Origin of the sequence: Paraburkholderia sp. SIMBA_053 (genome assembly GCF_046534895.1) — a bacterium.
Classification (GTDB): Bacteria; Pseudomonadota; Gammaproteobacteria; order Burkholderiales; family Burkholderiaceae; genus Paraburkholderia; species Paraburkholderia caledonica.
In genome coordinates, this window is the sequence record NZ_JAWRXU010000010.1 from 38,619 (window position 1) to 62,637 (window position 24,019).

Consider the following 24,019-nt stretch of genomic DNA (forward strand, 5'->3'; position numbering starts at 1 on the left):
GTTCGATTATACATTGATGTCGATCATCATCAAAACCTTGACACGTTAGATTACGACCATCATCATTGCGTCCATTGCCAACCCAGAAACTGACCGACATGACCGGAACGACGCTTTTCGAGCCTTACGCCCTTGGCCGCCTGACGCTTGCCAATCGCTTTGTCATGGCACCGCTAACCCGTAATCGCGCGGGCGCGGGGCTAGTGCCCAGCGAACTGGCCGCGACCTATTACGCCCAGCGCGCTTCGGCGGGTCTCATCATCACGGAAGCCACCCAGGTGTCGGCCCAGGCACAGGGCTATCAGGACACGCCGGGCCTATACACGCCTGAGCAAATTGCCAGCTGGCGCAAGGTCACCGAGGCCGTGCACGCCAAGGGCGGGCACATCTTCGCGCAGCTCTGGCACGTCGGACGCGTTTCGCACGCCGATGTCCAGCCCGGCGGCGCTGCGCCAGTCGCGCCTTCGGCGATTCGCGCGGAGACGAAAACCTTCGTCAACAACGGATTTGTCGAGGTATCCCAGCCACGTGCGCTGGCGCTTGTCGAATTGCCGGGCATCGTGAACGATTTCCGTCAGGCTGCGGCCAACGCAATTGCGGCCGGCTTCGACGGCGTGGAAATTCACGGTGCGAACGGCTATTTGCTGGAGCAGTTCATCAAGGACGGGGCCAACCAGCGCGCTGACGCCTACGGCGGCTCTGTCGAGAACCGTGCGCGCCTGTTGCTGGAAGTCGTCGCGGCCGTGGTGAAAGAAATTGGTGCCGATCGCACCGGCGTGCGCATTTCTCCTGTGTCGCCGGCAAACGGCATTTCGTGCAGCGATCCTCAGCCGCAGTACGACTACATCGCCGCGCAACTCAGCGCGCTGGGCATCGTCTACCTGCACGTGGTCGAGGGTGCGACGGGCGGCCCGCGCGATTTCGCACCGTTTGACTACGACGCACTGCGACAGCGGTTCAGGCAGACCTATCTCGCCAACAATGGCTATGACCTGGAGCTCGCCACCGCCAGGCTCAACGAGGGCACCGCAGACCTGTTCGCGTTCGGTCGTGCCTTCATCAGCAATCCCGATCTGGTCGAACGCCTGAAGACCGGCGCCCCGCTGGCTCAGCCCGATTTCGCCACGCTCTATGGTGGCGGCGCCGCGGGCTACACCGATTACCCAGCCATCACCGCTTGAGGCGCGGCGCTTGTTCCCGCACCCAAACCGCTTATTCGAAGGAAACTACTTATGACCACGCTTCCGACCGTTCTCGTCACCGGTGCATCCTCCGGCATCGGTTCAATCTACGCCGAGCGCTTCGCACGCCGCGGCCACGACCTCGTGCTCGTTGCACGCGACAAGGCGCGCCTCGATACGCTGGCCGCACGCCTGCGTGAAGAAAGCGGTGTTGCCGTCGAAGTGCTGCAGGCTGACCTGACCCAACCGGGGGACTTGACCGCAGTCGAGACCCGACTGCGCGACGACGCTAGCATAGGTATCCTGATCAATAACGCGGGGATGGCTCAGTCGGGCGGGTTCCTGCAGCAGACCAGCGAGGGCATCGAACGCCTGATCACGCTCAACACCACGGCGCTGACGCGGCTGGCAGCCGCGGTCGCTCCGCGCTTCGTCGAGTCGGGCACAGGCGCGATCGTCAACATCGGCTCGGTGGTGGGCCTCGCGCCCGAGTTTGGTATGTCGATCTACGGCGCCACCAAGGCGTTCGTGCTGTTTCTGTCGCAGGGATTGCACCTCGAGTTGTCGCCCAGCGGCGTTTATGTGCAGGCGGTGCTGCCGGCAGCGACCCGTACGGAAATCTGGGAGCGCGCCGGCATCGACGTCAATTCGCTTACCGAGGTGATGGAGGTCGGCGAACTGGTTGACGCGGCGCTCGTCGGTTTCGACCGTCGCGAACTGGTCACCATCCCGCCGTTGCATGTGGCCGACCGCTGGGACGCGCTGGATGGCGCCCGTCAAGGGCTCCTGTCGGACATTCGACAAGCGCACGCGGCCGATCGCTACCGGTCGGAAGCCTGAACACTGCGGCTCCCGTCTACGTGGAAGCCAGCCATGCCTTATCGACCGATTCCCCGGCTCAGTTCTTGAGATGTAGCTCGATGACCATCACGCACACACAACGCTCACGCGCGTTGCAGACGATCGATTCGACCGGCAGGGTTAGCCAGTCGGCAATGTCCTATGCCCGCGCACAGAACAGCCATGTCACGGCGGCCGGAGCCACTTTCGCTTACCGCGAGCTTGGCCCGCACGGCGGCATTCCGCTGATCCTGCTCAACCACTGGGGCGCCGTGCTGGACAACTTCGATCCGCGCATCGTCGATGGCCTCGCTCGCGAACATCGCATCATCGCGATCGACTATCGTGGAATCGGGCTGTCTGGCGGCCTCGCGCCCGTGACCGTGGACGAGATGGCGCGCGACACCATCGCGTTGATCCACGCGATGGGTTTCAGTCAGGTCGATCTGCTCGGCTTTTCGCTCGGCGGTTTCGTCGCGCAGGACGTGGCGCTAAAGGCGCCGGACCTGGTGCGCAGGCTCATCCTCACAGGTACGGGGCCCGCGGGCGGTCGTGGCATCGACCGCGTGGGAACCAAGTCCTGGCCATTGATGCTCAAGGGCCTGTTGACGATGCGCGATCCCAAGACCTATCTGTTCTTCACCTCCACCGCTAATGGCCGCGAGGCAGCGAGCGCGTTCCTGAAGAGGCTGAAGGAACGCACGGCGGAGCGCGACAGAGGGCCGACACCCCGCGCATTGCTTCGTCAGCTCAAGGCGATCAAGGCTTGGGGCCGGCAGGCGCCGCAGGATCTCGGCCGCGTGCACATGCCTGTCCTGATCGCCAATGGAGACAACGACATCATGGTGCCTACCGCCTTGAGCCACGATATGGCGCGCCGCATTCCCAACGCGCAGTTCGTCATTTACGAGGACGCAGGACACGGAGGCATCTTTCAGTATCACGCCGACTTCGTGATCAAAGCGCTGGAATTTCTGGCGCATTGAAAACATCGCGGCCGGCGACAGGTACCCAAAACTGGATTTAGAACACCATGAAAGCGCTCACCTTCAAACGCTACGGCAAGACACCCGAAATCGGGTTCGCCGAAGTGCCCCGCCCCACGCTCAAGCCTGATGAACTGTTGGTCCAGGTCCACGCGGCGGGGTTGAACCCGATCGACAACATGATTCCGTCGGGGACCTTCAAGCCCGTCCTCAAATTCGAGTTGCCCGCTACGCTGGGCAGCGATATTGCCGGCGTGGTGACCGAGGTCGGCAGTAACGTGACGCGTTTCAAGCCGGGCGATGCAATCTTTGCCAGCCTTTTCGATCTCGGCAGGGGCTCGATCGCTGAATTCGCGGCGGTGCCGGAGAGCGTTGCTGCGTCGAAGCCGGTCAACCTCGACTTTGTGCAGGCCGCGGCCGTTCCGATGGTCGGGCTCACCTCGTGGCAGGCGTTGAAAGAGCGCGCCCACCTTCAAGCCGGCCAGAAAGTTTTCATTCCTGCCGGGTCGGGCGGCATTGGCACGTTTGCGATCCAGCTCGCAAAGCACTTCGGCGCCCGCGTGGGAACGACAACCAGTACGGGCAACGTGCAACTGGTAACCAGTCTGGGTGCAGACGAGGTTGTCGACTATAAGAAGCAGGAGTTCGAGAAAGTTCTGGACGGCTACGACGTTGTGGTTGGCACCATCAGAGGGGATGCGATTGAGAAATCCATAGGCATTCTCAGACCGGGGAGCAAGATCGTGTCGCTCATCGGGCCGCTGGACGCAGCGTTCGCCCGCGCCCGCAGGCTGAACTTTATTTTGAGGTTGGTATTCGGGCTAATGAGCCGCAAGATCAAGCGGCTCGCGAAGAAGCGGGATGTGGCGTATTCGTTTCTCTTCATGCGCCCCGACGGAGCCCAACTCTCTGAAATTGGCGAACTCCTCAAGTCGGAACAGCTTCGTCCAGTGATCGACAAGGTGTTTCCGTTTGAGCAGGCGAAGGAAGCGCTCGAATACCTGGCCCAAGGACGTGCCAAGGGCAAGGTCGTCGTGAGAATGAAGTGAGTTGCGCAGGGGCGTAGCTTTGGGGCGCAGGTGCAGACGGCCTCGATTGCGACCGAAGCGTTAGCCTGTCTCGCGGCCGATGACCGCGCTAACGCGCGACGCATATGAGGGTCACTGGAAACCGGATCGTTCGACCGATGTGGCGGTGCTTCGACGGGGCGCTCGCGCTCGGAAAACGCCCCGACATTCCACATGAGGCCGCAGTCTCTCCGCGAGATGCAATTCGCCCGTTATAGCGGTCCGAGCCGCTTTCCTGCCTCGTCATTCGAACGGGTTTTGCTTACGGCCAGCGATAGGCCAGCACGCGTTCGAGCGGATAAGCCAATTCCCTCACCTCTCCGAGTTGGTTGCCTCCGAACAGGTAGACGTTGTCGGCGTCCGATCGGATAAAGAACCCGACATGCCCTTTCCATTCGACAGCGTCGTCGGCAGTCAACACAGCAACACAACCATATCTGGGCGCATCGAGCGGATTGCCCCATGAGAGCCACGAGCGAGCCAAGGCCGATCCCGTTCCGGGAATGCCTGACTGCTTCATACACCAGTTGAGGAATGACGAGCACCACGAAATCTTGTCGTCATAACCGGCGAGTTGAGTCGTGTTGTTGTATTCGGCAATCCTCGGGTTGGATTCTCCTGGTCCGTAACGGCTGACGCCCCGTTCCTTGAACGCAATATCCAGCCAGGCAGGCGTGAATCCGGTCGCTGCTGGCTCGTAACGAAACCCTTCACGCATAAATGTGCTCCTTACGGATGATCCTGTTCGAGTGGGCCGTAGATTGCATGTGGCTGTCCGGAATTGCGGTCCAATAACGGTCGCCGTATGACCGGTGTCGCCATTTTCAGGGGTAATTGACAAAGCCGGCTCCTGTCATTGCATTGGATCGCAGTTGCTGCTTCTCTTGCGCCCGTCGGCTAATAAACCGACATGTAACACGCGCCAGAGGACACCGCGACTTGTTTGTTCCATCAAGATCGCTTCCAACACCAAAGGGTATTCAATTCGGAGCTTCGATAGACGACGCTCAAAGTACCTTTGCTGAGGGAGAGCGGCCAATACCCTCTGTAACTTGCAGACGCAGGCCTTAACCCGAAAGAGTCCGAGCTGCGACGTTGCCAGCGTGTTTGCAGACGATCAAGGGCTGCCTTTCTTGTCCGCGCTCTCATATCGAATGAACTGCCTTGAATCCTATGTCAGTATGGTCACTTCAAGCACGATTTAATATCCGTTGGAGTCATTGATCGTTTGCACGACACTGCGAAGGGGCCGTCCGAGTTCGCGTCGTTATGCAGGGTTAATAGTTGACGCAGCACTCTGGATTTAACTTTTCCGTTACACTTTCCAACAAAAGTTGTCTTGCGGTGGTTTTTAGGAATTTGGTGTTGGGGTATTATTCGGCCAGCGCAAAAGCGCCAAAGAAAAAATCGGCTGTTTGCCACGCTGGGGGCTTCAATGAGTTTTAATAACGCTAGTGACGGAATCTCCGCGTCAGGAGGTTCTATTGCGGGACTATTGAGTGGCGCGGAGTCATTTGCCGGAGTCGCAAGTAGTTTAGGCGGACCGGTTGGCAGCTCATATGCAGCGGGAGTCGTTAATCAGGCGGCACGCGCGGTTCAACTGGCCCAGACGGCGTCGAACCTGATCGGCAAGACGCCCTCAGCCGTCGCAGACGCCATCAATTCGCTTGCAACCAAGCCCCAGCTCACCCAGCAGAATCGCTTCATGTCGATTCGGACGCCGCTCGGCCCGGATGTGCTTCTGGTCACCGCGTTGGTGGCAGACGAGTATCTGAACCAGCTGCCAGAGATTCATCTCGATCTCATATCACAGCGACGCGATATCCAGATTGACTCTCTCGTCGGCCAAGTCGTTTCTGTCTCGCTTAAGCCTGAACAGGGCGGCCTGCTTTCCGCAGTGCCAAAGAACCCTAACCAGTCCGAGCGCTTCTTTCACGGCTTTGTCATTTCCTTTTCGCGCGTTGGTAATTCTGGCACTGTTACGCGCTACCAGATGACGGTCGTGCCCTGGCTTTGGTTTCTCAGCCGCTCGACAGACTGCAGAATTTTCCAGAATAAAACGCCTTCGGATATATTGGCGGAAATATTTTCCGAGTTCGGATTTAGTGATTATGAGTTGAACCTGCAAGGCCAATATAAACCGTTCGAATACATCGTGATGTATCGCGAGTCGTACTTCAACTTCGCGGCACGCCTGATGGAGCAGGAAGGGCTTATCTGGTGGATTCGTCACGAGAAGGACAAACACGTCCTCGTGATCAGCGACAGCAATGCGGGCTTCAGGGCGATCGACGGCCTCGCCGAAATTCCGTTCTACGCGGACAGCGCGGCGAGTGAGAAAAACGGCATCTCGCAGTGGAACGAAGCGTTCAGCTTCCGCGTCGGCAAGATCACTTATCGGGACTTCAACCATCGCACACCGTCGACGCCCCTCCTCCATGTGGAGGTTCCGTCGACCTTGTCGAATCCGAATATCCAGAACACTGAGCGGTACGAATATCACTCGCTCTACGACCACGGCGACGACGGGGAGCGTTATGCGCGCATTGCAATGGAGGCTGAAGAGGCACAGGCCCATCATTTCAATGGTGCATCGTACGTTCAGAAGCTTGACCCGGGCCTGAAATTCAAACTGGTCAATCATCCGGTATCGGCCTTCAACAACAAGGACTTTGCCCTTCTGCACGTACGGCACGAAGCTGCCAACGACTACACACACGAGTCGCACGAACTTCCGTATCGCAACTCGTTTTCGTGCCTGCCGGTGGATATTCCCTATCGGGCCGAACGGCGCACGCCGAAGCCTTACATGTACGGTACGCAGTCGGCGGTGGTGGTCGGGCCGGAAGGCGAGGAAGTCCACACCGACGGCAGTTCCGTGAAGGTCCATTTCTTCTGGGACCGCCGTGGCAAGCAGGATGGTAGCGACTCGATGTGGGTGCGTGTGGCCCAGTCGTGGGCGGGCGGGGGCTGGGGCGGGTCGGCAATGCCGCGCACGGGACAGGAAGTGCTCGTCGCGTTTAACGAGGGCGACCCTGACAACCCGATCATCGTCGGTCGCGTCTTCAATGGAGAGAAAACCAACCCCTACCACCACACCGCGGGCCGGACGATGGGGTTGCGCAGCAAGACCATCAACGGCGACGGGTTCAACGAACTGAAGTTTTCGGATGTCGCCGGATCGGAAGAGGTCTTCATCCACGCCCAGAAGAATCTGAACACCGTCGTCAAGGATAGCGAGACGCGCTCGATCGAAGCCGGAAATCGGCTCGTGAGACTGCACGCAGGCGATGAAACGAAAGACATCGCCAAGGGTAGCTTGACGGAGACGATCGCGAAGGCGCGCGCGACGACGGCCAATACGATCGATACGAAAGCGGTCGGCGGTGAAGCTGGGCCTGGCAACCAGATGCATCAGGCGACGGACAAGATCGAGCATCGCGTCGGCGCGAGCATCATCACGATGAAGCCCGACAGCATCAAGCTGTCGCACGGTGCGTCGAGCATCCTGATCAACCAGAGCGGAATTTTCCTGGACGGGCCGGTAATTCACCTGAACCAAGGCCTGTTTGTGACGCCGGAGCAGGCGCTGGCCATCCAGTGGGCGCAGCAGCAGGCGATCATCGCGGCGGGTCTCGCGAGTCCGGATCCGAAGGTGCGTGACGCGGCGAAGCGGCTGCAGGCATCTGTCAAGGCGCAGCAGATGGCGAAGCTGGCGGACGCAGTTTATTCGCCCGGTACGGCGCCGCCCGGATGGTCGAACATCAGCAATGACCCTGAGGCTCTGAAGAAACTCGGTCTAAGGCCCGAGGATCTTAAAATTCCCGGTAGCAACTTCGGCTCACAGGCATATGCGCCCGATCCCGCAGTGTTCGGCGACAGCATGAAGCCGACAGTCGCCTTCAAGGGTACCGAGCAGTTGACGGGCGAAGACATGGCGAACAATCTCGCACAGGGCCAAGGCAAGCTGTCGCCATACTATGCTCAGGCTGTGAAGATCGGCAGTCTCGTGGATGAAAAAGACATGGCGTCAGGCGTTGAGATGACCGGACACTCGCTCGGAGGAGGGCTGGCCGCAGCGGCGTCCGAAGCCAGCGGATCAACCGCCACGACATTCAACGCAGCAGGTTTGAACTCAGCGACGCTTCCGTTGTACGGCGCATCGCAGGTCAATTCATCTATCACGAACTATCGGGTAGACGGCGACATTCTGACCGGGATGCAGGAAGGCAAACTCGGTCCGATTAGCGACGCCACTGCGGCTGTAATGCCCAAGGCAGTCGGTGAACAGATTGACATTCCAGGCAACGCGATGACCACGTTATCGCGTCACAAGATGGCGGAGGTCAACGCGGGCATGGAGTCGACAGTCGCGGACCAGCAGTCGTCGCTGCTTCAACTACTTGGAACGCATTAGATGAAATATCGAAAACTCGCAATTGCTGGGGCATTCGCCGCAGCGGTGTGCGTCGCTACCCCGCTCTGGTGGCCAACTCAGGCACAGGAAACGCATATGTCCGGATTCAAACGCTATCCTCCCGAGGACTTTTTCTCAGGCCCAGAACTGGAGTTGGCCCACGCGATCCGGGACGGTGACCTTGCACGCACGAAGGCACTGATTTCAAAGGCCAACCTTGATCTGGTAGGCAACAAGGAGATGACCTTGCTTGCGTTCGCCGTGCAGGAAACAGTTCCCGTCAAGAACGACGCAGGAAATGTTCGCTATCAGATCGTGAGCGAACTGGTGCGGCATGGTGCGAAACCACAACAATCGTTTGGTCTCACCAAAGACAATGTTGCGTATCTCGCGGCGCGCGCCGACTCGCCAAACCTCCTCAAGGCACTGCTAGCCGGCGGCATGAGTCCTGATCTCAGGTACGACGGCAACACGCCCCTTCTCTTTGCTACAGCCGATGATAATCTTCTGCCGCAATTGCGCGTGCTGGTGGAGAACAACGCGAACGTGAACATCAAGGATTCGCTCGGCAATACGGCGATCTTTGACGCTACGCGGATCCGGCAATGGGACGCTGTCGATTACCTGCTTGCACACAAGGCAGACCCAACGATCACCAACGATGTCGGAGTTTCCTACGCAAAATCGTTGAGCAAACAGCTACAGAAAACGCCCAAAGACTCCCCTCAGATGGAGCGCATCGAAGCGATCCGGAAAAAAATCATCGACGCAGGCGCAAAGTGGCCGACAGCTTAACGCATGGTCTTGCAGCGGATGGGGGGTGGATGTCGCGCTGGAAAACCATGGCCGTTATGTTGATAGTCATAGCGGCTGCGACGATCGTCGCTTTCCGGTGGGTTAATCAGGACGAGAAGCCCGGGCAATCGGACTTTCGAAGATACCCACCGACGCGCTTCTTCACTGGCGCATCGCTCGAGCTTGCGATCGCGATTCGGGATGGCGATCTCGCCCGTACAAGGGAACTGATACCGAAGGTCGACTTGAGCCTGGTAGGCAGGAAAGAAATGACGATGCTCGCGTTCGCCGTCCAGGAAACGGTCCCCGTCAAAACGGACGCAGGCAACGTGCGCTATCAGATCGTTAGCGAACTGGTCCGCCATGGTGCCAAACCGGAGCAGCCATTTGGTCAAACCAAAGGCAACGTTGCGTATATCGCCGCCCGGGCTGACTCACCCGCCCTGCTCAAGGCGCTCCTAGCAGGAGGCATGAGCCCTGACCTGAGATACGACGGGGACACTCCCCTGCTTTTCGCAGTTGCCGAAGACAATCTTCTACCTCAATTGCGCGTGCTCGTAGAAAACAATGCAAATGTGAACCTCAAGGATTCGCTTGGCAACACCGCGATTTTCGGAGCGACCCAAATCCGCCAGTGGGACTCCGTCGACTATTTGTTATCGCACAAAGCCGACCCTACCGTCGTCAATGACGGTGGTGTGACATACGCCAATGTGCTCAAGATCGAGCTTGACAGTACGCCGAAAGGCTCCCCCCAGCTTGAGCGTATCGAGGCGATACGCAAGAAATTGATCAGCGCAGGCGGGAAGTGGCCGACGGCATGAGAAGTACCCGAGATGAAAAACGCAGGGTTGCCGGCATGAGACGACATCCCTGGGTAGCGCGATGACCACGTTATCGCGTTGCAAGATGGCGAAGGTTAATGCAGGGTTAGACGACAGTGTTAGACGGCCCTGCTCGCGATCGCAAAGCGAATCGTGGCGGCCGGGGATACATGCCGCCGAGGAAAGTCAGCGGTGGCGCGGCACGCAGTCGCAGGACGCAGGCAACAGGTATGCAAACCAGAAGCAGCAGATAGAACACAACCATGTCCAGTTATCAGATGAACGATGCCTCCATCGATCTGCCCGAGCAGTTCAAGGACGGCACCATGCACCTGTTCACCGTAGAGCGCAACGGCATCAACGCGTTCACCTTTGTCGTGTCACGCGCTGATATGGACGAAAGCGATACGGTAGATACGTTCGCGCATAAGCTCGTCCAGCAAATGCGCAAAACACTGCCCCGCTTCGAACTGAAAAACCTGCGAGCAAGGGAAGTCGACAGTGAGACGGCGAGAGAAATCGACTATAGCTGGGTCTCTCAGGGCACGCCGTTACACCAGCGACAGACCGTTGTGATGGCGCGGGGAGCCTCAGGCACGACACCCCGTGCAATCAGTTTCATAGGGACGTGCCCGAACGGCTTTACGCCGGAGTGGGCAGAGGAATACCAGAAGCTGGTCGGGAGCGTGAAACTTGCCAAGCGGGGAGCTGGACCGTTCGCGAGCCGTATGCTGCCTGCTGACGCAGACGGGCTGGTCTTCGTTCTGCGAGAGGCCGACGGGTCGCTGGTAGTCGTGCCGAGGTTGTCGCAACTCTTCGGTTATAACATCGCGGACGCGCTCGACCCGAAGGTCGCGTTCTTCGATCACACGGGGGCAGCGATCGGGCTCGAGCGGACAACGGAACCGGGAGAAGGCTGGGCGCATCCGGATGGCGAGCGCTATATGTTTTGGACTCTCGACCCGGCGACTCACCCTCGCCTTGCCCATCGGCTCGACGCTGTACGCAGCGTCAGTGGCATCAGCAGTCTGTCTAGCGTCGACGCCGTGCGCCGATATCTGGCTGATGTGTCCGTCTCTGTACTCACGAAACCGGCGGTTAGCTGATGGATTCGCTACTCGCCGCAGCCCGACTCGGAGACCCGGTCGCGCACACAGCTTCCAAAGGCTGGATGCTCGCCGGTCTGATCGGTGGCGCATTGCTTGGTGCAGCAGTCGTAGCGCTTACGGGCGGCACAGCATTGATCGCGCTGGCCGCAGTGGCAGCGGGAGCTGCTGCCGGTGGTGGTATCGGCGAAGTACTGGGCACGATGTCCTGGGCGCCCCGACACGTCACGGGCAGTCTCATATCCGGATCACCAAACGTCTTCATCAATAGCCGCTCAGCTATCCGAGCGCACATCAGCAACGGGCTTTGTAGCGACCACTCAGGTGCTCCACAGGTCGTCGCGCAGGGTTCGAGCACCGTCTTCATCAACGGCCAGCCCGCAAGCCGCAAGGAGGACATGCTTGCGTGCAGCGCGGTCATCAGCGACGGCTCGCCCAATGTATTCATTGGCGGTGCACGCCAGACGACCGATGACATCAGCCCGGAGGTTCCGGCCTGGATGAACTGGGCGATGCTCGGCGTGGGAATTGCCGCGGCGGTCGTGCTCGCGGGGCCCGTTGTCGGTCTGATCGGCGCAGCGGGCGGATTCGCTGGCGGGGAACTCGGCTCTGCGGTCGGCGGCGCTGTTTTCGGTGAGGGTTCGGATGGCCAGAAGTGGTCGATGCTGGGTGGATCGCTCGTTGGCGGTGGACTCGCCGGCAAGGGCGCAGGCATGCTCGAGGCGCCCAAAGAGCCTGTTCCCATCGCTTTGCTCGAATCGCCAAAAGAGCCTGTCGCCGCGCCGGTTTCGCGCTTTGACTATACGGTCGATAAGGTGCCCGCTGACCTCGAACCCAACTCGGCTGGCGTCTACGGGTACATGCCCAAGGAAGGGACCGAGTTTCACCAGTCAAAGTGGGGTGTAGACTGGACCGACCCCGAAGCAACAGCGGGTGCGACCGCGAAGCGGATCGACTATCACGAGGGTATGGAACAGAAAGAGGCCTGGATCGCGGACCAGAGAAGCGCGGGCGTGCCGGACGAAGAGATAGCCCAGCAGATAACCAATAGTCGCAACGCAGACCGCCTTTCCTACTACACGGAAGAGCAGTTGCCGGGCGTATACGCGCGCAACCTGGCCAAGTATGGTGACAAGATGGGCCCGAGCTACGATTATCTGATCGAGAGCGGCAAGACACCTCAACAGATCATTGAAAGTGCAACACGCACGAACCCGACCATGGACATCCTCACGGGCATCGCGAAAGTCAAATGAACGAAACACAGATCATCGTCCGTACCCTGCCGAACCGTCCGAGACTTGTGCTGGACAAGCCGACGGGCAGCCTTACTCCCGTCACCGGATCAGAGTCTTTGCCCGTGCGCGGTTTCGCTTTTCCCGTGGAGGGCAAGACATTTGTGCAATACGCTGAAGACGGAAGGTTGTACCTTCAACTCGGCGAGCCGCGCTGGGAGGTTGGGCCGTCGAGTGACGTGAGCTATGGCCATAACTTCGACAGCAAGACGACGACGTTCACCATCAACGGATTCAGCGTCGAATATGAGGCATGGTGGGCGCACGATCCCACATTCAACAAGTTTGCGCCGGAACGTGATCAGGACGAAGACCCCCTTGCCTACGTGTATCACCTGTACAGGAATGACGAGGAACGGGAGGACTACATTCGCCGCATGATGCAAGGCTGAAGGCTCCGCGATTCTCGTAATGAAGCCCCTCGGTCTCGCGCTTGGAATTTGCCACCAAAGACCATCGCTTACACCCGGATCCTGGGGCTTACTCACCGCACACAGCTACGCACAGATACCGCTTCCCGTCTACTCATTCTCATCGAAGTAATGCCCAAACTTGAGCTGCTTCGTACGGATATAGCGCTCGTTTTCCTCGCGCATCGGAATGGCGAGTGCGACGCGTTCGCAGACCGGAATCCCGTGTTTGGACAGCGTGTCGAACTTTTCGGGATTGTTGCTCATCAAGCGGACCGAGGTCACTTTCAGCGTGCGCAAGATGCCCGCCGCCGAGTCGTATTCGCGTGAATCGTCCGGCAGACCGAGATCGAGATTGGCCTCGACGGTATCGCGGCCCTGCTCCTGCAGCGCATAAGCGCGGATCTTGTTCGACAGACCGATGCCTCGGCCTTCGTGCCCACGCAGATACAGAAGCACGCCGCAGCCTTCGGCCGCGATATAGCGCAGCGCCAGATCGAGTTGCTCGCCGCAATCGCAGCGGTAGGAGCCGAGCACGTCGCCCGTCAGGCATTCGGAGTGCAAACGTGTCAGCACCGAAGACCGGTTCGCGACGTCGCCCATCACGAGAGCAAGATGTTCGGCGCCGCTTTCGACCACGCGAAACACGTAAGAGGTGAACGTGCCGTAGCGCGTGGGAAGCGTGGCGGTGGCGTCGAGAACGACGCATTCGCCGTTGATGGCGCCGTCTACTACGGGCGACGGATCGTGAGACGTGAGCATGGCGTTAGACAAAGGTGCTGAACATGAACCCGATGAAACCGGGGATAAGGTACGGACAGGAGTTTACCGCTAATCGGCCGACCTCACCGTATGCCCATGCATGGCGCACGGATCTTGCACCAGCGAAGCGCCCATCGCACCGCGAGTGCAATAGTTTGAGGCCGCACTACCCGAAGTAAACGCTTCGCGCGCTCCAGGTATTCCCGAACACACTCGCTGGCGTCTCGCGCCTATACTGGAATTGCTTGGTCCTCGACAGCCGCCGCGCCGGCGTGCTGCACCGCGAAACGGAGCCGCTCCATGACAACCGTTGCACAGCTTCTTAAAACCAAACCGAACAACACGACCGTCTACACGATACGGGCCGACGACTCCGTGTACGAAGCGATCAAGCTGATGGCTGAGAAAGGCATTGGCGCGCTCGTCGTTACGGACGGCGACAGCATCGCGGGGATCGTCACCGAGCGCGATTACGCGCGCAAGGTCGTGTTGATGGACCGGTCATCGAAGGCCACGCCGGTGCGCGAGATCATGAGCAAGGCCGTGCGCTTCGTGCGCCCCGAGCAGACCACCGACGACTGCATGGCGCTCATGACCGAGCGGCGTATGCGCCACTTGCCGGTGATCGAAAACGACAGGCTCGTGGGAATGGTGTCGATCGGCGACCTCGTGAAGAACATCATCGCCGAACAGCAGTTCACCATTCAGCAACTCGAGTTCTATATTCACGGCGAGCGTCCCTGACGCGCCGCGCCCGCCGCATTCACAAGCCGCAAAAAAAGCCCAATCGCTGAACGGTTGGGCCAAGCTACCTTGCGGCAGCGGAGGTTCCTGTGAATTCCTGGGCGGTATGTGACACCGCGCAACGCTTTGCCTGCGTATGAGGCTACGGCGCTGTGTGACGCGGTGTCGGCCATGGACCTGAGTCTTTGCGTTGGCCCGCCCAACGTGTCAGAACCACGTGATTCGGTATTTCAATCCCGGCTGGAAGACCGCGCGCCGCCTGATCTAGCAACACGCTGTCCGGCTCATATCCAGAATTGCAATGCTTGCGGCAGCGGCCGTATCACGCTTGATGAATCCAACGCTCTGCGGCCTTAAGAAACTGGCCGGCCGGTTGCAGACTCGACTAGCGGAGACTGCCGACGCGGCCAAGCTGCAGAATCTTAGTTGCCGAAATAAACCGCCTTCGCGCCAGTCATGGGCTCACGCACGCCGCCCGATTGCGACGAGCCATTCGCGACGCCGCCGTAACCGCTGGTGTCGGCAACCGGCAATTGCGTTTGCGCAACTGCGGGATTTTGCGCTTGGACGCGACGCTCGGCGGCCTGGACGTCGGCCGGATAGTTCGGGTCATTGCTGACTGCCGGGTTGTAACCTGCCTGTTCCAACTGGATCAGCTCGTTGCGGACTTCCGCACGCGTCACGGGTTGCTGGCTTGATTGAGCGAACGATGCGACCGGAGCGGCGAGAACGGCTGCAATGGCGACTGCCTTGATAAGCGATTTCATGATTATTACCTCCAGACTTGGTTTTATTTGCTGCTTGCCACACCGTGTGGAAGCGAGTGATTCCAGTCTAGTCACCGGCGCACCGAGGGAAAACCCCTAATTGTGAGATACATAATTGTCGTAATCGAAAAAGTCAGCCGGAATTGCCGCCAGGCAAAATGCCGCTTGCATCGTTGCCGTAATAATTTCGCCGATGTGCCACCCCTGCCTTCCCGTGGTCCGAAGCTGCGGTATGTATCCGCGAGATCGGCGTCCGCAAGACGGTCAATTTTGCGAATTGCCGCCGAGGTCGGCGTGAGGTGCAAGAAGCAGCTTGCGCGGACCACTGACGAACGCGCTGCCCGGCTCGAAGAAGCGCAGCGGCCGATGCGTTTCCCGGGACAAGCCAATGCGCGTCGTCACACCGACCGGCATATCGCCTTTTTCGATGACACCGATCCACAGGTCGCGCCCGCTGCAAAGATCCTGGCCGTCGAATGATTGGCCGATGCCCAACGCCATCGTGAGGCGGCCGGGTCCGTGCGCCAGGTCGCGCAGCGGCACGCCGGGGCGGCGCGCTTCCATCAGCGGCAGGCCCTCGAGCGGCTCTATCGCGCGAATCAGAATGCCCGCGCCGATGTTCTCCGCTTCGGCAGACATATTGAGCATGTACGATAGGCCGTAGGTGAGCCGCACGTAAGCGTAGCCGGGCGCGAGAAACATCGAGCCGTTGTACGGACGACGTCCGATGAACGCATGGCTGGTCGAATCGCCTACCGGATATGCCTCGGTCTCGACGATGCGCCCGCTCATACGCCCTTCGGGCACGTCGTGCACGAGGTATTTGCCGATCATGAAACGCGCGAGGTCAGCGGCCCCCACGGGCAAATCGTTACGCGACAACGGGATGATGGGAAGCAAAGATTTGCTCATGCAGCGTGCCTTTTTTGAATGCGTTGGTGGTTGCAGTGACTGGTGCGTGGGTTAGTCCGCGGGCTGATGCATTGGGTAGTTCACGGTAAGTCCACGTTAGTCCACCGTTAGTCCACTCTTTGGGAACACGGAACGCCACGGCCTACACCAGCCCGCCCGGATATGCAGCAAAGCTTTGCTCATCATGGCTTCACCGTCGTAGCAAAGCCTCATTCCGGGCACCGCCGCATTCACCCTGGAACCAATTGGAGTATCGTTTGCTTCCGGCCCCAAGCAAGCCTGCACCGGCTCACGCAGGCTTCGGCCCGTCGAAGCAGCCAAAACGAGCTCGTCAGACTCAAGCATTTGCAAGACCCGCAGTGATGTCCTTCCGATTTGATTCCGCTGTACCCGTAGTGCAACACATGGTCTCCGCCAGGGGACGAGCATATTCACGACAAGGAGAAACTCGCATGAAAGCATCCACGGCAATGAAGATGGTCGGCGGCGCGCTGATCGTATTGGCATCGCTCAACGCATCCGCACAAAGCAGCGACGCTGCGGCGTCCGCACCGGCAACCGCGGCGTCGTCGGCGGCAACGGGCAAGCAGGCCAAGGCTGCCAACCGTGCGCTCGGACGCAAGGTCCGTAGCGCGCTCGCCAAGACCAAGGGCTTGAGCGTCGCGAACATCAACGTGCGCGCACGCGGAGGCGCTGTGACGCTGGCCGGCACGGTGCCTGACCAGTCGCAAGTCGACATCGCAACGCAAGCGGCGCAAGGCGTGGCCGGCGTGACGTCGGTGAAGAACGCATTGACGGTTCGCCCGGTCGGCCAGTAACGACCAGAAGCCGGCGCTCGCGTGGCGCCGGCAGCAACCTCGGCAAGTGCCGGCGTCGAGTTGCCTGACGTTTGCACACTGCCGGGCGTAACAGGCTCGAGCAACTCTTTCGCAGTGTCGTTGCATTTTGACGCGTAGCGGTTCGCAGTTCGCAGTTCGCTGTCTGCAGTCCACAGTCGGCAATCCCGGCCAGACCATTCCAGCGCGGCCTCCAGCGTGGCAATTCCCTGCCCAATCTCGTGCTGCCAGGACCCGCAGCGCCATCAACAAACCTTCCCCGCGCCTGATAAAAAGCTCTACCATCCAAACCGTTGCACCATCCTCCTAACGCACCGGTTTAATTCGTCGCTCCCGTTTCCATAGCCCGCCTCGTCGCACGATTCACGAACAAGTACCAGACAAAAGGATGCCCGATGGCCAAGCCGCCGACCGTCTTGCCCCGCTGGACTCTCGCCGTGCCGCTGGTTGCGTGGATCGTACTGGGCGCGGCCTACGCGTTGCCGGGCAACCAGTTACTGCTCGTGCTAGTGGGTATCGCGCTCTGCGCCGCGGTCTTCACGGCAGTTCATCACGCTGAAGTGGTCGCGCACCGCGTCGGCGAGCCGTTTGGCACGCTAGTTCTCGCTGTGGCCGTGACCGTGATCGAGGTCGCGCTGATCGTCTCCGTCATGCTGACGTCCGGCCCCGAGAAAGCGGGCCTCGCACGCGATACCGTGTTCGCCGCGGTCATGATCGTCTGCAATGGGATCGTCGGACTGTGCGTGCTCGTGGGCGGCATCCGCCACCGCGAGCAGGATTTTCAGAGCCGCGGCGCGGCTGCGGCTCTCGCCGTGCTGGCGTCCCTATCGGTGCTGACCCTCGTCATGCCGAACTACACGACGACGAGCGTCGGCCCGATGCTGTCGCCGTCGCAACTCGCTTTCGCCGGCGTGTCGTCGCTAGTGCTGTACGGCGTGTTCGTATTCGTCCAGACGGTTCGCCATCGCGATTACTTTCTCGCCGACGTGCCCGACGAAGACGTGCACGCCGCGCCGCCCAGCGCCGGACTCGCGCTTACGAGCGGCGGCTTGCTGGTGGTGTGCCTCGTCGCGGTGGTGCTGCTCGCGAAAGTGTTGTCGCCGGTCGTGGAGACAGCGGTTCAGAATGCCGGCGCGCCGCCGGCGGTGGTAGGCATCATCATCGCCGCGCTGGTGTTGCTGCCGGAAGGTCTCGCCGCCGTGCGCGCGGCGCGCGCCGACCGCTTGCAGAACAGCCTGAATCTGGCGCTCGGCTCCGCGCTCGCGAGTATCGGCTTGACTATTCCAACCGTGGCGGCCGTGTTCCTGACGACGGGGCAACCGCTCGTGCTCGGCCTGGACGGCAAGGAGACCGTGCTGCTCGTGCTTACGCTGATTGTCGGCACGCTGACGCTGAGCACAGGACGCACGACGATCCTTCAAGGCGCGGTGCACCTGTCGCTCTTCGCCGCATATCTGTTCCTGTCGTTCGCGCCGTAGCTTTGCGCTCTGCCGCCCCGCCTTCAAACGCGCGGAACATCGACACCTATTCTTCCCAATGCGCGGCGATCCAGTCGCGAAAGAGATTCAGCTTCTGCTGATGCGCAACCGAATCGGGATACACGAAGTAGTAGCGCCAACCCGTTTTGAGGACCATATCGAAAGGCCGCACGAGACGCCTCGCGGCCACGTCCTCGTCGATTAGCGCGAGGTCGCTGATCGCCACGCCGAAGCCCTGCAACGCGGCGTTGGTTGCCATGTCCAGAGTGTCGAAGCTCGGCCCGTGCTCGGCGTCGATCTCGCGCGCGTCTGCCGTGTCTGCTTCGGCGATCTTGGCAAGCCACATTTTCCAGTCACGATGATCTCGCGTCGGATGCAACAGCGTATGCCGCGCGAGATCCCCGACGGCCGCGAGCGGCTTGTCCTTCAACAGATCGGGCGCGCACACGGGCGTGAGACGCTCCTCGAATAACGGCACCGCCTGCACGTCCGCACCGGGCGACGAGCCATAAATGATCGCGGCATCGAACGGTTCGAGTTGGAAGTCGACGTCGTGCTGCCATGTCGTGGTGATCTGTACATGCAGGTCCGGATATTCGGCCTGGAAGCGCATGATTTTCGGCAGCATCCAGCGCATGACGCAAGTGGGCACCTTCAGCGCGAGGTCCGTGCGTTGGCGCGTCAAGCGCAGCGAAATCTCCTCGATTCGCGCGAAGCTTTCCTTCACCGCCGGCAGCAGCAGCTCGCCCTCGGCGGTCAATGTCAGCCCTTTCGCGTGGCGCTTGAAGAGCGGAAACTTGTAGTAGTCCTCCAGCGCGATGATCTGCCGGCTCACCGCGCCTTGCGTAAGGCACAGATGATCGGCGGCGCGCGTGAAGCTGCGGTGACGCGCAACGGTTTCGAAAATCTGCAGCGCGTTGAGCGGCGGAAGGCGTCGCATGAAGTATCAGGTATCCGGATCAGAAAAAATCATTGAGGCGGTGTGAAGGACCGATGTCGTCATTCGTCGCCTGCCCACAGGATACGCGATCGCGCGTCGCCGCACGAGTCGTGGCAACGCGTAGCGGCATGCGTTGCGCTCATGCGCCGGTCGAAAAACGCGCCGAATGTGCGCGGCGCGCACTGCAGCGGGGCACGAGGCCGCCACAAACGCACCAGAACCGAGCTTTGCTCATACCTACGGGCAAGCGCAGAGTGCGGAAAAGCATGGACGTTAACCCGAATACGCCGGTGGCTCAACCTTCGGGTGGATTGCGTGACGCGCTTTCCGCAGTTCGCGATACATGCCCGGCATGAGATTACGTCATGCCCTCCATGCGCATATTTCGTTTGTTGACGGATTTTGGCAAACCTAGAGTGCATCCACAGTACGCATCCGCCAACGCCAACGATCGGTGCCGTGCGGTGCGGCGGCAGCGGTCACAGCGATTATCACCAGGCAACAGGCGTTCAACACAGGGAGACCGCCATGCAAGAGATCAAACGGGGCAGAAGGCAGGCCATCAAGACGATTGGCGCAGCGCTCGCGGCGTCCACGTTGCCGATGCCGTTCGTCAATCTGCGCGCGCAGCAGCAGAACTTCAGCGGCAAGACGTTGCGGCTCCTGACATGGTCGGACGACACGGGCGCGGCCGCGCTGCGCAACATCGCCGCGACGTTCATCGCGAAGACCGGCGCGAAGGTGATCGCCGACCGTGCCGACGGCACCTCGGGCATGGTCGCGAAGGTCAAGGCCGCGGGCGAGCGCCCGACCTACGACGTCATCACGCTCGCGGGCGTGGGCGCAGCCGGTCTCGGCGATGCGGGCTTGCTGATGAAGCCCGATCTCGACAAGCTGCCCAACCTGAAAGAAGTGGCGCCGCAGTACCGCACTGGCGCGAACGGCTTTGGCATTGGCTACCTGCTGTGGTCCGACGGTCTGATCTACAACACGTCGACGGTGAAAACCGCGCCGTCGTCGTATGAAGCGCTGTGGGACCCCAAATACGCCGGCCGCCTGTTCCTGCCGCCGCCGGAATGGGCCGAAGCGGTCGATCTGGCGATCATCGCCGCGAAGATGAACGGCGGCTCGCAGCAGAACATCGAGCCCGGTTTCAAGAAGCTGATGCAACTGAAAGACCACGTCATGACGCTCGGTGAAAATCCGAATCAGGTGGCCGATCTCTTTCGCACCGGCTCGCTCGACATTGGCGGCATCTATTCGCCGGCGTTTTTCCCCGATCAGATTCGCAAGCCGGAATACAAGATGGGCGTGACGTACGGCATGAAAGAAGGCTTCGCCACGCAATTGATGTTCACGGTGATCCCGAAAGCGCATCCCGGCGACATCGATCTCATCCATGCCTTCATCAACCATTCGCTCGATGCCGGCGTGCAAGGCCGCATGGCCGCCGACGTGCTCAACGGCCCGGTCAATTCGAAAGCGGTGATTCCCGCCGAGAGCCGCGCGTTCGTGCCAAGCGCGCAGCAGATCGCCGAAAAAGCCGTGCTGCATGACGACAAGGCGCTCGCCGCCGTGCAGCCCGCGTGGATCAAGCGCTACACCGAAATCTTTTCGGCATGACGACGATGCCCGCGCGCTTCTCGCGGCGTGCTTCAGCGGCCTCCTCCGATGCTACGGCTCACGAGGCGGCGCCTGGCATGAGCGCCGCGTCCCGCGCGGCACTCAACGCCGGACCCGACGCCGCAGGACCCGACGCGCCTGCAGCCAGCGTCGCGCAGAAGGCGCGGCCATGGCTGCTGCTCGCGCCGATCCTGTTGTTTCTCGCGGTGCTCGGCGCGGCGGCGCTCGTCGTGTTACGCATGAGCTTCGGCACGCAAGGCAACGAATGGCATGGCTTCACGCTGCAGAACTACGCTGATCTGCTGGACGGCTACTTCATGCGGTCGTTGTGGCTCACATTGAAGCTCGCGTTCCAGAGCATGATCTGCGCGGTGCTGCTGGCCATTCCGGTCGCGCTTGCGATGGCGCGCACCAAATCGCGTCTCGCGCGGCGGCTGTTGCTGGCCGGCGTGCTGCTGCCGCTGCTCGTCAATCTGCTGCTGCAAGGCTACGGCTGGCTGATCATCCTCGGCCCGGCCGGTTTGCTCAATCACGCGCTGCTCGGCAGCGGTCTCATGCATCGTCCGTTGATGTGGCTGTACCGTGAAAACGGCGTGCTGCTCGGCCTGATCCAGACGGCGTTTCCACTTGCGGTGCTGCCGCTTTCGAGTGCCATGCGCGCCGTCTCCAGTTCATTCGAGGAAGCCGCGGCGACGCTCGGTGCAACGCGCTGGCAAACGCTGCGGCATGTCCTGTTGCCGCTCGCCATGCCCGGTCTGGTGTCGGGCGCGCTACTCGTGTTCGCCTATAACGCCAGCGCGTTCGCCGTGCCGCTGCTGCTCGGCGGCCGCCGCGTGCCGATGCTCGCGGTACTGGTTCACGATCAGGTCGCGCCTTTGCTGAACTGGCCGGCCGCGTCGGCATCCGGTGTCGTATTGATGATCGCGACGCTCGCCGTGATGGCGCTTTCACAACGACTCGTGCGCCGCGCCCAACGTCTCGCCGAGGAGCCCCACGCATGAGCACGCCCGTCCCGAGTGCGCGCCTGCATCGCGCGTCGCCGCCGCCCCGCTGGCCGCGTCTGTCCAACGCTCTGCCCGGTCAGCTCGGCAAGGCCACCGCGTTGGTCGCGGCGATCGTGCTGTTCGTCGCCGCGCTGCCCATTCTCACCATGATCACGATGTCGTTCAGCGCGGCCGACACGCTGGAATTCCCGCCGCACGCGTACGGTCTGCACTGGTATCGCGCCGCATGGCAAAGCTTCGTGTCGCCGGACGCAACCAGTTCTCTTTCGATGGGCGCCGCGTTGAGCACGAGCCTGATCGTCGCGCTGTCGACCATGCTGATCGCGACGCTCGTCTCCGTGCCCGCGGCTTACGCGCTGAGCCGCTATCGCTTTCGCGGCAAACCGGCAGTCGAGCAACTGGTCGCGCTGCCGCTCGTCTATCCGCTCGTGATGCTGGGCCTGTCGCTGTTGCTCGTCTTCAACGTGCTGCCGGTCGAACTCGGCGTCTTCCGCCTGATCGTCGCGCACGTGATTCTGGCCCTGCCCTTCACGGTGAAAAACTGCGCGGCGTCGGTCGCCTCGATTGGTCCCGAGTTCGAAGAAGCGGCCTGCGTGATGGGCGCGAGCCCGGCCCGCGCGCTCGTCGACGTGATCCTGCCGCTGATGCGGCCGGGCATTCTCGCCGGCATGCTGTTCGCGTTCATCGTGTCGTTCAACGAATTCACCGTGACGTTCTTCCTGTACACCATCGACACGATGACCTTGCCGGTGTGGCTCTACAGCCGCACGGTGTCGTCGCTCGATCCGACCGTGTTCTGCTTCGCGGTGTTTATCGTCGCGATCGATTTCGCGCTGATCTGGCTGCTCGAAAAGCTGATCGGCGACGAAGGGGTTGCGCTGTGACCGCTCGTGTTTTTCCGACGCCTTCTTGCTGGAGCATTCGATGACTCATCTGACCTTGCAGGCCGTGACCCGGCGCTTCGGCGCGGCCTATGCTGTCGACAGCGTCGATCTGAGCGTGCCGGACGGCAAGCTCGTGTGCTTTCTCGGCCCGTCGGGCTGCGGCAAAACCACCTTGCTGCGGATGATCGCCGGCCTCGAAACGCCGACCTCGGGCAGCATCGAATTCGCGGGCCGCGACATCACGCGCGTGCCGGCCAACCAGCGCGACTTCGGCATGGTGTTCCAGTCACTCGCGCTCTTTCCGCACATGAGCGTCGCGCAAAACGTCGCCTATCCGCTGAAGCTGCGTAAGACGCCGAAGCCCGAACAGGCGCGCCGGATCGCCGAACTGCTCGAACTGATCCAGTTGCCGCACATGGCGAACCGGCCGGTCACCCAGCTTTCCGGCGGCCAGCGGCAACGGGTGGCGATTGCGCGTGCGATCGCGTCGCAGCCGAAACTGCTGCTTCTGGACGAACCGCTTTCCGCGCTCGACGCCAAACTGCGCGAAGCGATGCAAGTGGAAATTCGCCTGCTGCAACAGCGCCTCGGCATCACCACGATCATGGTCACGCACGATCAGCGCGAAGCAATGACCATGGCCGATGAAATCGTCGTAATGGAAAAAGGCCGCATCGCTCAGGTCGGTAAGCCGCTCGACATCTATCGCGATCCGGTCAGCGAGTTCGTGGCCGACTTTATCGGGCTCGGTAATATCCTGCCGGTCACTTACGACGGCGCGGGCGCGGTCAGTCTGCCAGGCGGCGTGCGCATTGCGGTGTCGCAGGCGGCTCGCGTTCCGGAGTCCACGAGCGACATCCGTTTGCTGATCCGTCCCGAGGACGTCTGCGTGAAATCCGCGACCGGCGCCGCTGCGGGGCCCAACCGGCTGGCCGGTACGGTCACGTTTATCCGCGACGTAGGCGCCTCGCTTGAGGCGACGATAGATTGCGCCGGCTTTACGCTGACTGCCGCAACTACGCCGCGCGAAACACCGGGCCTTGCGCTCGGCATGCCGGTGCTGGCCGAACTGCCGCCGCACGCGTGCAAGCTGATCGCCGCGCGAGCGGTGCAGTGATATCAAATCGCATTCCAACACAACAGTTGCA

Annotated in this window: 22 protein-coding genes; 17 read left to right on the top strand and 5 right to left on the bottom strand. The window is 61.0% G+C overall.

Annotation, left to right across the window (positions count from 1 at the left end):
- The first annotated feature begins 98 nt into the window (after window positions 1–98).
- The 4 genes from SB753_RS25150 to SB753_RS25165 all read left to right on the top strand — a co-directional run bounded on the left by SB753_RS25150 (window position 99) and on the right by SB753_RS25165 (window position 4,056).
- Window positions 99–1,181: an alkene reductase gene (locus SB753_RS25150; RefSeq protein ID WP_410802416.1), complete on the top strand. Its 1,083-nt coding sequence runs from the start codon at window positions 99–101 to the stop codon at window positions 1,179–1,181.
- Window positions 1,182–1,232: 51 nt separating this feature from the next.
- Window positions 1,233–2,021, top strand: coding sequence for an SDR family NAD(P)-dependent oxidoreductase (locus SB753_RS25155; RefSeq protein ID WP_410802418.1), 789 nt, complete (start codon window positions 1,233–1,235; stop codon window positions 2,019–2,021).
- A 155-nt stretch (window positions 2,022–2,176) separates the two neighbouring features.
- The gene (locus SB753_RS25160) at window positions 2,177–3,007 is read left to right on the top strand and encodes an alpha/beta fold hydrolase (protein ID WP_410802547.1); all 831 of its coding nucleotides are present in this window, start codon (window positions 2,177–2,179) and stop codon (window positions 3,005–3,007) included.
- Between the two features lie 47 nt (window positions 3,008–3,054).
- Window positions 3,055–4,056: an NADP-dependent oxidoreductase gene (locus SB753_RS25165; RefSeq protein ID WP_410802420.1), complete on the top strand. Its 1,002-nt coding sequence runs from the start codon at window positions 3,055–3,057 to the stop codon at window positions 4,054–4,056.
- A 280-nt stretch (window positions 4,057–4,336) separates the two neighbouring features.
- Here the strand turns inward: SB753_RS25165 and SB753_RS25170 are convergent, their stop codons facing one another.
- Entirely contained in the window at window positions 4,337–4,792 is a 456-nt protein-coding gene (locus SB753_RS25170; RefSeq protein WP_410802422.1) for a TIGR02594 family protein, read from the bottom strand.
- Window positions 4,793–5,509: 717 nt separating this feature from the next.
- Here SB753_RS25170 and SB753_RS25175 point away from each other — a divergent pair.
- From SB753_RS25175 to SB753_RS25200, 6 genes are all read left to right on the top strand, one after another.
- Window positions 5,510–8,491, top strand: a complete 2,982-nt coding sequence (locus tag SB753_RS25175; protein WP_410802549.1) for a type VI secretion system Vgr family protein — start codon at window positions 5,510–5,512, stop codon at window positions 8,489–8,491.
- Window positions 8,492–9,286: an ankyrin repeat domain-containing protein gene (locus SB753_RS25180; RefSeq protein ID WP_087754434.1), complete on the top strand. Its 795-nt coding sequence runs from the start codon at window positions 8,492–8,494 to the stop codon at window positions 9,284–9,286.
- Between the two features lie 29 nt (window positions 9,287–9,315).
- Complete coding sequence (locus tag SB753_RS25185) at window positions 9,316–10,110, top strand: ankyrin repeat domain-containing protein (protein ID WP_410802424.1); 795 nt, start codon at window positions 9,316–9,318, stop codon at window positions 10,108–10,110.
- Window positions 10,111–10,373: 263 nt separating this feature from the next.
- On the top strand, window positions 10,374–11,216 hold the full coding sequence (locus SB753_RS25190; RefSeq protein WP_410802426.1) for a DcrB-related protein: 843 nt from the start codon (window positions 10,374–10,376) through the stop codon (window positions 11,214–11,216).
- On the top strand, window positions 11,216–12,472 hold the full coding sequence (locus SB753_RS25195; protein WP_410802428.1) for a PAAR domain-containing protein: 1,257 nt from the start codon (window positions 11,216–11,218) through the stop codon (window positions 12,470–12,472). Before SB753_RS25190 ends, SB753_RS25195 begins: the two co-directional genes overlap by 1 nt.
- Window positions 12,469–12,903 carry a hypothetical protein gene (locus tag SB753_RS25200; RefSeq protein ID WP_410802430.1) on the top strand — a complete coding sequence of 145 codons (435 nt, stop codon included), beginning with the start codon at window positions 12,469–12,471 and terminating at the stop codon, window positions 12,901–12,903. The genes SB753_RS25195 and SB753_RS25200 overlap by 4 nt, the downstream gene beginning before the upstream one ends.
- 129 nt (window positions 12,904–13,032) lie before the next feature.
- On the opposite strand, the gene ribA is transcribed toward SB753_RS25200, so the two are convergent.
- Entirely contained in the window at window positions 13,033–13,683 is a 651-nt protein-coding gene (gene ribA, locus SB753_RS25205) for a GTP cyclohydrolase II (protein WP_020070431.1), read from the bottom strand.
- Window positions 13,684–13,983: 300 nt separating this feature from the next.
- Between ribA and SB753_RS25210 the strand changes: the two genes are divergently transcribed.
- The gene (locus tag SB753_RS25210) at window positions 13,984–14,427 is read left to right on the top strand and encodes a CBS domain-containing protein (protein WP_020070430.1); all 444 of its coding nucleotides are present in this window, start codon (window positions 13,984–13,986) and stop codon (window positions 14,425–14,427) included.
- Between the two features lie 422 nt (window positions 14,428–14,849).
- On the opposite strand, the gene SB753_RS25215 is transcribed toward SB753_RS25210, so the two are convergent.
- Window positions 14,850–15,194 (bottom strand): DUF4148 domain-containing protein, encoded by a 345-nt coding sequence (locus tag SB753_RS25215; protein WP_410802432.1) that lies wholly within the window; start codon window positions 15,192–15,194, stop codon window positions 14,850–14,852.
- 264 nt (window positions 15,195–15,458) lie between these two features.
- Window positions 15,459–16,106: a DNA-3-methyladenine glycosylase gene (locus SB753_RS25220; RefSeq protein ID WP_410802434.1), complete on the bottom strand. Its 648-nt coding sequence runs from the start codon at window positions 16,104–16,106 to the stop codon at window positions 15,459–15,461.
- A 452-nt stretch (window positions 16,107–16,558) separates the two neighbouring features.
- Here SB753_RS25220 and SB753_RS25225 point away from each other — a divergent pair, with 452 nt between their 5' ends.
- Both SB753_RS25225 and SB753_RS25230 read left to right on the top strand, forming a co-directional pair.
- The gene (locus SB753_RS25225) at window positions 16,559–16,924 is read left to right on the top strand and encodes a BON domain-containing protein (protein ID WP_020070427.1); all 366 of its coding nucleotides are present in this window, start codon (window positions 16,559–16,561) and stop codon (window positions 16,922–16,924) included.
- 413 nt (window positions 16,925–17,337) lie between these two features.
- Window positions 17,338–18,420 carry a calcium:proton antiporter gene (locus SB753_RS25230; protein ID WP_087754439.1) on the top strand — a complete coding sequence of 361 codons (1,083 nt, stop codon included), beginning with the start codon at window positions 17,338–17,340 and terminating at the stop codon, window positions 18,418–18,420.
- A gap of 46 nt (window positions 18,421–18,466) precedes the next feature.
- Here the strand turns inward: SB753_RS25230 and SB753_RS25235 are convergent, their stop codons facing one another.
- On the bottom strand, window positions 18,467–19,360 hold the full coding sequence (locus SB753_RS25235) for a LysR substrate-binding domain-containing protein (protein ID WP_204523490.1): 894 nt from the start codon (window positions 19,358–19,360) through the stop codon (window positions 18,467–18,469).
- 528 nt (window positions 19,361–19,888) lie between these two features.
- On the opposite strand from SB753_RS25235, the gene SB753_RS25240 reads away from it, so the two are divergent.
- The 4 genes from SB753_RS25240 to SB753_RS25255 all read left to right on the top strand — a co-directional run bounded on the left by SB753_RS25240 (window position 19,889) and on the right by SB753_RS25255 (window position 23,988).
- Entirely contained in the window at window positions 19,889–20,983 is a 1,095-nt protein-coding gene (locus SB753_RS25240) for an ABC transporter substrate-binding protein (protein WP_410802436.1), read from the top strand.
- Between the two features lie 77 nt (window positions 20,984–21,060).
- Window positions 21,061–21,984 (top strand): ABC transporter permease, encoded by a 924-nt coding sequence (locus SB753_RS25245; RefSeq protein WP_410802438.1) that lies wholly within the window; start codon window positions 21,061–21,063, stop codon window positions 21,982–21,984.
- Window positions 21,981–22,871: an ABC transporter permease gene (locus SB753_RS25250; RefSeq protein WP_087754443.1), complete on the top strand. Its 891-nt coding sequence runs from the start codon at window positions 21,981–21,983 to the stop codon at window positions 22,869–22,871. Before SB753_RS25245 ends, SB753_RS25250 begins: the two co-directional genes overlap by 4 nt.
- 40 nt (window positions 22,872–22,911) lie before the next feature.
- Window positions 22,912–23,988, top strand: coding sequence for an ABC transporter ATP-binding protein (locus SB753_RS25255; protein ID WP_087754444.1), 1,077 nt, complete (start codon window positions 22,912–22,914; stop codon window positions 23,986–23,988).
- Window positions 23,989–24,019 lie beyond the last annotated feature (31 nt).

Bases quoted from the DNA above. Each gene is read 5' to 3' on its own strand.
- SB753_RS25150 (WP_410802416.1), top strand. From the start codon at position 99: ATGACCGGAACGACGCTTTTCGAGCCTTACGCCCTTGGCCGCCTGACG.
- SB753_RS25155 (WP_410802418.1), top strand. From the start codon at position 1,233: ATGACCACGCTTCCGACCGTTCTCGTCACCGGTGCATCCTCCGGCATC.
- SB753_RS25160 (WP_410802547.1), top strand. From the start codon at position 2,177: ATGTCCTATGCCCGCGCACAGAACAGCCATGTCACGGCGGCCGGAGCC.
- SB753_RS25165 (WP_410802420.1), top strand. From the start codon at position 3,055: ATGAAAGCGCTCACCTTCAAACGCTACGGCAAGACACCCGAAATCGGG.
- SB753_RS25170 (WP_410802422.1), bottom strand. From the start codon at position 4,792: ATGCGTGAAGGGTTTCGTTACGAGCCAGCAGCGACCGGATTCACGCCT.
- SB753_RS25175 (WP_410802549.1), top strand. From the start codon at position 5,510: ATGAGTTTTAATAACGCTAGTGACGGAATCTCCGCGTCAGGAGGTTCT.
- SB753_RS25180 (WP_087754434.1), top strand. From the start codon at position 8,492: ATGAAATATCGAAAACTCGCAATTGCTGGGGCATTCGCCGCAGCGGTG.
- SB753_RS25185 (WP_410802424.1), top strand. From the start codon at position 9,316: ATGTCGCGCTGGAAAACCATGGCCGTTATGTTGATAGTCATAGCGGCT.
- SB753_RS25190 (WP_410802426.1), top strand. From the start codon at position 10,374: ATGTCCAGTTATCAGATGAACGATGCCTCCATCGATCTGCCCGAGCAG.
- SB753_RS25195 (WP_410802428.1), top strand. From the start codon at position 11,216: ATGGATTCGCTACTCGCCGCAGCCCGACTCGGAGACCCGGTCGCGCAC.
- SB753_RS25200 (WP_410802430.1), top strand. From the start codon at position 12,469: ATGAACGAAACACAGATCATCGTCCGTACCCTGCCGAACCGTCCGAGA.
- ribA (WP_020070431.1), bottom strand. From the start codon at position 13,683: ATGCTCACGTCTCACGATCCGTCGCCCGTAGTAGACGGCGCCATCAAC.
- SB753_RS25210 (WP_020070430.1), top strand. From the start codon at position 13,984: ATGACAACCGTTGCACAGCTTCTTAAAACCAAACCGAACAACACGACC.
- SB753_RS25215 (WP_410802432.1), bottom strand. From the start codon at position 15,194: ATGAAATCGCTTATCAAGGCAGTCGCCATTGCAGCCGTTCTCGCCGCT.
- SB753_RS25220 (WP_410802434.1), bottom strand. From the start codon at position 16,106: ATGAGCAAATCTTTGCTTCCCATCATCCCGTTGTCGCGTAACGATTTG.
- SB753_RS25225 (WP_020070427.1), top strand. From the start codon at position 16,559: ATGAAAGCATCCACGGCAATGAAGATGGTCGGCGGCGCGCTGATCGTA.
- SB753_RS25230 (WP_087754439.1), top strand. From the start codon at position 17,338: ATGGCCAAGCCGCCGACCGTCTTGCCCCGCTGGACTCTCGCCGTGCCG.
- SB753_RS25235 (WP_204523490.1), bottom strand. From the start codon at position 19,360: ATGCGACGCCTTCCGCCGCTCAACGCGCTGCAGATTTTCGAAACCGTT.
- SB753_RS25240 (WP_410802436.1), top strand. From the start codon at position 19,889: ATGCAAGAGATCAAACGGGGCAGAAGGCAGGCCATCAAGACGATTGGC.
- SB753_RS25245 (WP_410802438.1), top strand. From the start codon at position 21,061: ATGAGCGCCGCGTCCCGCGCGGCACTCAACGCCGGACCCGACGCCGCA.
- SB753_RS25250 (WP_087754443.1), top strand. From the start codon at position 21,981: ATGAGCACGCCCGTCCCGAGTGCGCGCCTGCATCGCGCGTCGCCGCCG.
- SB753_RS25255 (WP_087754444.1), top strand. From the start codon at position 22,912: ATGACTCATCTGACCTTGCAGGCCGTGACCCGGCGCTTCGGCGCGGCC.